Origin of the sequence: Neobacillus novalis NBRC 102450, from assembly GCF_001591805.1 — a bacterium.
GTDB lineage: Bacteria > Bacillota > Bacilli > Bacillales > Cytobacillaceae > Neobacillus > Neobacillus novalis.
The window spans coordinates 246,354-254,322 of the sequence record NZ_BCVP01000003.1; the positions used below are offsets into that span (position 1 = coordinate 246,354).

Below are 7,969 nucleotides of genomic sequence, written 5' to 3' on the forward strand. Positions count from 1 at the left end.
CTCTCAATCCGAAATAAACGAATCATGGACTCTTTTCCAAAAAGGAAACGGCCGGAACCGGGCAAACCGAATTTTTTCTTCCGGCACTCTGAATTGAATCGATTTTACATCCTTGTGCAGCAGTGTCAGGTGATCGACTGTAATCTGAAAATCGGTCCTGTTCACAGGTTTTAACATACACGTATGATGTGCCGGAAGGATGAGCGGCGAACCCACTGTTCGAAAAACTTTGTTATTAATTGATGCCATTTCCGCCACTTGAATCGCAGAAATGGATGGATGGATAATCGCGCCGCCAAGTGCTTTGTTATAAGCTGTACTTCCTGATGGAGTAGAAACACAAAGACCATCGCCACGAAATCGTTCGAAGTGCTGACCGCGGATTTCTACATCCATGACGAGCGTTCCCTCTACACTTTTTACCGTGGACTCGTTTAAGGCTAAATATCTAGATTCCTTTCCGGCATGCGAGTAACGGATGATCACCTCAAGCAACGGGTATTCCACGACCTGAAACGGAGTTTTGGCAATCGCAATTACAAGCTTTTCAATTTCATCAGGGGTCCAATCAGCATAAAAACCAAGATGCCCGGTGTGAATTCCGACGAAGGCAGTTTTACTTAAACGGCTGCTGTAGCGGTGAAAGGCGTAAAGAAGTGTCCCATCACCGCCAATGGATACAACGATATCCGGCTGGTCCTCATCGTATTTAAGATCAAAATCCAATAAATAGGTCCTCATTTTGTGCATCAAAATATTTGATTTTTGATCTCCTTTTGATGTAATCGCAAATTTCATAAGTTTTATACTCCTTGTACTTTAATACTTATCAAAGGGCGTCCGGTCATTAGTTCTTCTCTTCCTGCTTAAACTCCTTTTTCCTTGTAAAAAAAGCCTGTGCTTCCTGGATTTCACCGCGAATTAATGACATTTCCTCGTCCAGCCGAAAGGAAGCTTCAGCGGCTCTTTGCAGCCTCATTTTTATATCATTTGGAAAGATACCCTTGTACTTATAATTTAGCGAATGCTCTATCGTTGCCCAAAAATTCATCGACAGCGTCCTGATTTGAATCTCGGCAAGAATTTTCTTTTCCCCGTGGATTGTTTGAACTGGATAACAAATGACAATATGATACGACCTGTATCCGCTTGTCTTTTTATGAGATATATAATCTCGATCCTCAACAATTTCAAAGTCATTACGATTTCTTAATAACTCAACAACCGTATGTATATCATCGACAAACTGACACATAATCCGCATTCCCGCAATATCCTGCATTTCCTCTTCCAAATTCTCGAGCGGAATTCCTTTTTGATTGGCCTTGTCGAGAATGCTGGCAATAGGTTTTACTCGGCCGGTAACAAACTCTATAGGAGAATGGGTTGAATCAAGGTCAAATTGCCCCCTCATCCCCTTTAATTTTATTTTCAGCTCTGCCACAGCCTGTTTATAGGGTGCTAAAAATAGGTCCCAATGTTTCATGATTCCACCTCTTTATTTCTAGAAAATACCCTCTACTTTTGTGACCATTTCATTCCCATAGTTACTATTCCCGCCAATATTGCTAATGACATATTCTAATTCCTCATGGAAATTTAAAAGTTCTAATTGTTGATCCTTAAAGCTAAGCCAAACAGGAAACTTTTGCACTTGAGCGGCCTTTAGAAAAGGCCAGATTTGTTCAGGTAAAGCGATATATGTATAATCTTCTTTATCCTCCATTAAGTAAATAAATGAGTATTGTTTAGAGTCGACAAGAATTTGTTCTGAAGGAACTAATCTGCTGATAGGTTCATTTGTTTCTAGCAATAGTCTATTTTCTGTTATGCTTGCCTTTAGAATTGTTATTCTTTTCTTCATTTTCATACCTCCATCTTCACCTTTCTATTTTAGCATAATTCACCCAGTTCTCCCAAGGTTTGAGGTTGGAGAAAAACATAAGTAAAAATTATAATCACGCTCCTGAAAGGAAGACGATCAATGTCACAAAATATTGAGATTGAATTCAAGAATATGCTTACAAAAGAGGAATATGAAAGGTTTCTTTTGGAATTCAATATAGATAAAAGGCAAATTTTCAGTCAAGAAAACCACTACTTTGATACTCCTGATTTCACCTTAAAAGAGCTAGGCTCTGCACTAAGAATCCGCAAAAAACAGCGGTCATATGAGATGACATTAAAGCAGCCGGCAGCGGTTGGAATCCTCGAAACGAATCAGACGTTAAGTTATGAAGAGGCAGCACAAGCAATCCAGTCTGGGAAGCTTCCTGTTGGGTTAATCCAAACCCTATTAGAAAAAGACAATGTCCATTTTTCAACCATCGAGTATTTCGGCTCTCTATCAACAAACAGGGTAGAAATAGCATACAAAAATGGATTACTAGTTCTCGATCAAAGTTTCTATTTAAATAAGGAAGATTATGAATTAGAATATGAGGTTGAAAATTATCAGGAAGGAAAACGGGCTTTCCTGGAACTTCTTAGTCAACTTCAAATACCAGAGCGGAAAACAGACAACAAAATCCGCCGCTTTTATGATCAAAAATATAAACAGCAGAATCCAAACGGTATTTAACCATTCCCTGAAAGGCTCTCATCTGCCAATTCCATTCTGTTTTTACTAAAAAATGACACCTTTGTATACATTAATACTGTATTCTAATGATTACATCGGCTATCCAAGGCAATTAATTTGAGATATAAAAGGGTCATTGTTAAAATAAGAACAACGAAAGACATTTAAGGAGTTGTCAACATGATTGAGAAAAAGCTTACACCATTCGAGGCCATTGGTGAAGATAAATTAAACCGGCTTGTGGACACCTTTTATGGCCTTGTTGCACAACATCCTGATCTTGCTCCAATATTTCCAAATCAATTCACAGAAATTGCCCGAAAACAAAAGCAATTTTTGACTCAATATTTAGGCGGGCCACCCATTTATACAGAAGAGCATGGTCATCCAATGATGCGTGCACGCCATTTGCCCTTCCCTGTTACACCAACACGTTCGAAAGCCTGGTTATCTTGCATGAAACAAGCAATGGACAAGGTTCAACTGGAAGGCCCAATACGAGAGAAATTTTTCTCACGACTGTACCTTACGGCGCAACATATGATTAATACCCCAGATGGCGATGAGTTGTCAGGTGAAAATCGTGAATAATTTTAAATTACGTGGCTCTAGGTGCAGCGGGATTGATAAAAAACCCATTGAGATTTACATGTTTATTGATCCTTTATGTCCTGAATGTTGGGCACTTGAACCGATTCTAAAAAAACTAAAAATTGAATATGGACAGTATTTTTCTATTAAAAATGTTTTAAGCGGACGGCTGGCCAATTTAAATTTGAGTAAAAAGAAAAACTATGAGAATATCGCTCAATCATGGGAGAAAATAGCAAGCAAATCAGGAATGTCATGCGATGGGAGTCTTTGGTTGGAGAATCCGGTCGATACTCCATCTACCGTTTCAATTGCGCTTAAAGCTGCTGAATTACAAGGGAGACGTGCAGGACTGCGTTTTCTACGGAGAATTCAAGAGATGTTATTTTTAGAAAAGCAAAACATTTCTAATCTAGAGGTGCTAAAGGATTGTGCAGGCCGTTCCGGATTGGATATAGAAGAATTTATGATTGATATTCATTCTGAGAGTGCTGCAAAGGCCTTCCAATGTGATTTGAAAATAACAGCTGAAATGGAAGTTATCGAAATTCCAACATTGGTATTTTTTAATGAAAATGCCGAGGATGAAGGTATCAAAATTACCGGAACCTATCCCTATGAGGTCTATGTACAAATTTTGGAAGAAATGCTTCCAGAAAAACCGGTGAAATCAGCGCCGCCACCATTAGAGGCGTTTGTGAAGTTTTTTAAATTTGTCGCCTCAAAGGAGATTGCCGTTGTTTATGATATGCCCATTGCGCAAATTGAACGGGAAATGAAAAAGCTGCTTCTAAAACAGGTCGTGGAACAGATACCCGCGAAATATGGAACATTTTGGCGCTATATCGATGAATAGGCAAATGTCTGGAATTAAATACTCCGGCCATTTGTCTTTTTTTTGCTGCTAAAGCGTTCGGTCTGCATTCGTTCCTGAAAAACGAAAATGCCTTGCAGCTTTTAAGGGTGCAAGGCATTTTTCTATTTATACGAACAAAGGGGATGGGAGAAATTTTTCACGGTCAAACAAAGGGGTATATGTTTGTTGTGATTAACTTCACATTTATAATATAACATGACTTTCAATACATGACAATGAGTATGTGCTTAGTTTCACATAATTGTCATAAAGTGAAACTTCCATCAGTGGAGGTTCTTTTCCACTGATGGTTAGTTGAACCAATCGGGCTTTTACGGGCAGTTGATACCCCGCCTAACCATTTTTAAGTATGGATTCTTACTGCCCGTTAATGCGGGGAAAAGTCATAATTTCATGAATGGGACAATAAACATAGTAGTAAGTAACCCTGAAAAGGTGGGATTTTACTTTGAGCAAATTACCTCTTATCTGCATGATTCTCTTCATCCTGATTGCTTTTTTTCTTCATATCCTTGCATTAATGAAGATATTCCCATTATTACTAAGTACACCAATTCTGTTTATTTCTTTATTAATCTTCATCTTTTATCTAAATAATCGAAAACGATTTAAAGGCTTTTAAAAAGGATGGCTTCATGAAAGAAACCATCCTTTTTGCTGCACTTATGATAATAATTGTTCTAATTCATTCAGTTTTTCTTCAAATACCTTACAAGCATTCTTAACAGGGTCTGCACTCGTCATGTCGACGCCTGCTTTCTTTAGCACTTCAATTGGATAGTCAGAGCTTCCGGCACTTAAGAACTCCTCAATATAACGTTTTACCGCTGGCTCGCCTTCTTCTAAAATCTGCTTGCTTAACGCAGTTGCAGCACTGAAGCCAGTAGCATACTGGTACACATAATAATTGTAATAAAAATGCGGAATTCTCGCCCACTCTAAGCCGATTTCCTCATCGATTACAATATCCTCTTCACCAAAATACTTCTTATTCAATTCATAATAGGCCTCTGTTAAAGCATCAGCGGTTAACGCCTCATTATTTTGGGCTTTTTGATGAATTACATGCTCAAACTCCGCAAACATCGTCTGCCTGAACACCGTTCCTCTAAACCCTTCTAAATAGTGATTAAGGAGGTAGATACGTTTCTGTTCATCATCAATCGTTTTTAATAAATAATCGTTTAGCAATGCTTCATTACAGGTGGAAGCCACTTCAGCAACAAAAATCGAATAGTTACCATACGGATATGGCTGTGATTTCCGTGTATAGTAGCTATGCACAGAGTGACCGAATTCATGGGCCAAGGTAAATAAATTATTCACATTATCCTGCCAGTTCATAAGAATATACGGATGTGTTCCATATGCTCCAGAAGAGTAAGCGCCGCTCCGCTTCCCTTTATTCTCATGGACATCGACCCAGCGATTATCAAAGCCCTCTTTTAGGATTCTCGCATATTCTTCACCCAACGGGGCCAGTCCTTTGATGACTAAATCCTTTGCTTCCTCATATTTAACTTCCATTTTCACATCTTTTACAAGTGGTGTGTACAAATCATACATATGAAGTTCATCGAGACCCAGCACCTTTTTTCGGAGCTTCACGTAGCGATGTAATAAAGGAAGATTTTCCGTAACCGTATTAACAAGGTTATCGTACACACTCTCCGGAATATTGTTGGCTGCAAGGGCTGCATGCCTTGCTGAGTCATACTTTCTTACTCTTGCATTAAAATTATCCTTTTTCACGTTGCCGCTTAATGTGCTCGAGAATGTATTTTTAAAAGCGCCATATGTTTTATAGACTGCTTTAAAGGCATCCCGTCTTACCCGCTGGTCTCCGCTTTCTAAGAAACGACTATAGCGGCCATGAGTAATTTCAACCTCTTCCCCGTTTTCATCTTTAATGGCGGGGAACTCCAAATCAGCATTATTTAACATTCCAAATGTATTGCTGGAAGCATCCATTACTTCGCTTGCTTCCGCTAATAAAGCTTCCTGCTCAGCAGTCAGCACATGCGGCCTTTGCAGATTAATTTCTTCAATAGCCTGTTTGTATAGCTTTAATTCTGGTTTTTCATTTAAAAAGCTTGTGACCTTACTTTCATCAATCGAAAGGATTTCAGGCACGATAAAGGCCAATTGACTGGCTGCCTGCGAATACAAATTCTTCATCCTGTCATCTAAGCCTTGGTAAAAGGAGTTTGTTGTATCCTGGTCGTAGCGCATATGCGAATATGTATAAAGCTTCCCAATTCGCTCCAACAGTTGATCCTGGAACTGAAGAGCTTTATAAAGCGTCTCTGCACTTTCTGCTAATTTCCCTTCAAACTCCTTAATGCCAGGGATTTGCTTTTTTACCTCTTGAAACTCTTTTTCCCACTCCTCATCCCGCGCAAAAATATCCTCTAATTTCCACGTGTCATCCACAGAAATCTCACTTCTAGCCGGCAATGACTTTACTGCTGTTTCATTTGTCATCATCCATCCTCCATTCAAATTCGAATTGCGGGTATACCCCTATATAAGTATTCTCCTAAATGTTCTGATTTCCTTTTAAAATGTTTGCTATCCCCCCATATTATGCCCAGTTTCATTTATATTTCTGAGAGTATTCGGTTGTTTTTTTGATAAAAAAGGATTTTTGCCTCTTCCTTCTCTCGATTGGACCTTGGAATGATAATTTTCTTCTTCAATTGAAAGAGATTTTCCCCTTTCCGGCTTAAAATACCCAATCGTACTAGATGTTGCAAATATTCAATTACGGCGCATAGGGGATTGATTGCTTCTAGCTGGGGTAATTTTCGCAGGATAATATCGTTCCTATTCAGTCTTTTTTTTAAGTGAGTTTTAATTTCCTGAAGTGTGATCAAATCGTTGGGATTTTTGCTGGCTAAAACATCAAGAAATACATACGTTTGCCAAATCATTGGAGCAGTATGGATGGATATCGAGTGAGGAACGGGAAGACCAATTTCAGGCGGCAATAGAAACAGGTTAAGATTTTTGTTATATATTTCGTGAAGAAAAGGTTGAAGTGCTTTCCCTGGATGCAAAGTCAAATGCAAATTAAATTTTTCTATTTCTCTATTCCAGCTTGATAGATTAAGCTGATGTTTTCTACTAGGCTCCAATAAACCATCAAGTTTCAAATCATTTGGAAGATAGAAGGAAAAGTGTGCGAATACGTTTTTTATCGAGTAAGATGTAATCGGTTCTACCAATTGAAATAGTTGTTTTTCGGGGCAGTATGAAGGAATATAAAGATAACCGGTAGAAGTACTTCGCAAAAAGTAATAATGAAAGTTAGATAATGCGGTGATATTTCTCTTTTTTGAATGAATATGGCTGCTTGAGATAATCCATAATGGAATATACTTTTTCTCAAGATACCTTTGTGTCCTTTTAATAAAAACTTTTTCCGGTAACGTGGAGCATTGATACTCTAAGGCATATTTCTTCCCCTTATGCTCGAACATAATGTCGGGCCGCTGCCCAATTTCCTTATCATAATACTCTAGAACTGAAGGGATTTTTTGCCGGATCAGCCATTGATACAGCTGTTTTTTCCCTTCCATGTGATACTGCGTTTCATTTTCATAAAAATCGCGGCAAGTGCCACCCTGCTTATGGGCAAAGTGAAAAATCCGCTGTTCACCCAATTTAAGCAATACATCTTCACCACAAATCGGACAAATAAATTCTTCTTTGTTTCTCAGATACAAAAGAGTTTCCTTTTTGTAATCATACCCAAGACAAATCCTTTTTCCAGATTTGGTTTGTGCGCTTAACATTTCATTATCTCCACCTTTCAAGATTAATAATTCGACAAATTTCTTTGTAATCCTTTACAAAAAAAAAAAGAAAACTCGCCGATTCGACGAATTTCCTTAGAATAAGAAAGTATAAATTTTTGA

The 7,969-nt window shown here is 38.4% G+C and carries 9 protein-coding genes; 4 read left to right on the forward strand and 5 right to left on the reverse strand.

Annotated elements, in window-relative coordinates; translation table 11 throughout:
* Nucleotides 1-3: 3 nt before the first annotated feature.
* The 3 genes from BANVL01_RS02215 to BANVL01_RS02225 are packed head-to-tail and all read right to left on the reverse strand — an operon-like array spanning nucleotide 4 to nucleotide 1,864.
* Entirely contained in the window at nucleotides 4-798 is a 795-nt protein-coding gene (locus tag BANVL01_RS02215) for an NAD kinase (protein WP_066084493.1), read from the reverse strand.
* Nucleotides 799-847: 49 nt separating this feature from the next.
* Nucleotides 848-1,486 (reverse strand): GTP diphosphokinase, encoded by a 639-nt coding sequence (gene yjbM / locus BANVL01_RS02220; protein WP_066084488.1) that lies wholly within the window; start codon nucleotides 1,484-1,486, stop codon nucleotides 848-850.
* 18 nt (nucleotides 1,487-1,504) lie between these two features.
* On the reverse strand, nucleotides 1,505-1,864 hold the full coding sequence (locus BANVL01_RS02225; protein ID WP_066084477.1) for a UPF0738 family protein: 360 nt from the start codon (nucleotides 1,862-1,864) through the stop codon (nucleotides 1,505-1,507).
* 120 nt (nucleotides 1,865-1,984) lie between these two features.
* On the opposite strand from BANVL01_RS02225, the gene BANVL01_RS02230 reads away from it, so the two are divergent.
* The 4 genes from BANVL01_RS02230 to BANVL01_RS27140 all read left to right on the forward strand — a co-directional run bounded on the left by BANVL01_RS02230 (nucleotide 1,985) and on the right by BANVL01_RS27140 (nucleotide 4,671).
* Nucleotides 1,985-2,581, forward strand: coding sequence for a CYTH domain-containing protein (locus BANVL01_RS02230; protein WP_066084474.1), 597 nt, complete (start codon nucleotides 1,985-1,987; stop codon nucleotides 2,579-2,581).
* Nucleotides 2,582-2,761: 180 nt separating this feature from the next.
* Nucleotides 2,762-3,172 (forward strand): globin domain-containing protein, encoded by a 411-nt coding sequence (locus tag BANVL01_RS02235; RefSeq protein WP_066084468.1) that lies wholly within the window; start codon nucleotides 2,762-2,764, stop codon nucleotides 3,170-3,172.
* Entirely contained in the window at nucleotides 3,144-4,028 is an 885-nt protein-coding gene (locus tag BANVL01_RS02240; RefSeq protein WP_066084462.1) for a ClpXP adapter SpxH family protein, read from the forward strand. The genes BANVL01_RS02235 and BANVL01_RS02240 overlap by 29 nt, the downstream gene beginning before the upstream one ends.
* 469 nt (nucleotides 4,029-4,497) lie before the next feature.
* On the forward strand, nucleotides 4,498-4,671 hold the full coding sequence (locus BANVL01_RS27140; protein ID WP_156482174.1) for a hypothetical protein: 174 nt from the start codon (nucleotides 4,498-4,500) through the stop codon (nucleotides 4,669-4,671).
* Between the two features lie 41 nt (nucleotides 4,672-4,712).
* Here the strand turns inward: BANVL01_RS27140 and pepF are convergent, their stop codons facing one another.
* Nucleotides 4,713-6,533 carry an oligoendopeptidase F gene (gene pepF / locus BANVL01_RS02245; protein WP_066084461.1) on the reverse strand — a complete coding sequence of 607 codons (1,821 nt, stop codon included), beginning with the start codon at nucleotides 6,531-6,533 and terminating at the stop codon, nucleotides 4,713-4,715.
* A gap of 116 nt (nucleotides 6,534-6,649) precedes the next feature.
* Nucleotides 6,650-7,846, reverse strand: coding sequence for a competence protein CoiA (locus BANVL01_RS02250; RefSeq protein WP_066084458.1), 1,197 nt, complete (start codon nucleotides 7,844-7,846; stop codon nucleotides 6,650-6,652).
* Nucleotides 7,847-7,969 lie beyond the last annotated feature (123 nt).